The sequence below is a fragment of the Photorhabdus africana genome, from assembly GCF_035181445.1.
GTDB lineage: Bacteria > Pseudomonadota > Gammaproteobacteria > Enterobacterales > Enterobacteriaceae > Photorhabdus > Photorhabdus laumondii.
The window spans coordinates 1-223 of sequence record NZ_JAXBVE010000317.1; the positions used below are offsets into that span (position 1 = coordinate 1).

A 223-nucleotide genomic window follows, 5' to 3' on the forward strand; every position below is an offset into this window, starting at 1 on the left:
GTTGATTTACAAACACCCAATGCGATGCCTGTCGAGGATGTCCTCACTCACGACAAGGACGGCAAGGTTTTTGATCGTACTCAGCCACATCTGATTGCCGCAGAAAGCCTGCTGGCTAACGATCAACATCTTAACAGTCAGGGTGCCCTGCGCATTGCCAATGTTGGGGATGCGATAGGCGGTACGGTCAGCCTCACAGCTCAGGGCGATGTCTTGTTTACGC

The 223-nt window shown here is 52.9% G+C and carries 1 protein-coding gene; it reads left to right on the plus strand.

Features of this window, described 5'->3' with window-relative positions:
- Positions 1-223: hypothetical protein (locus SLS51_RS23915; protein ID WP_323840931.1), on the plus strand; the 223-nt coding region annotated here is incomplete at both ends.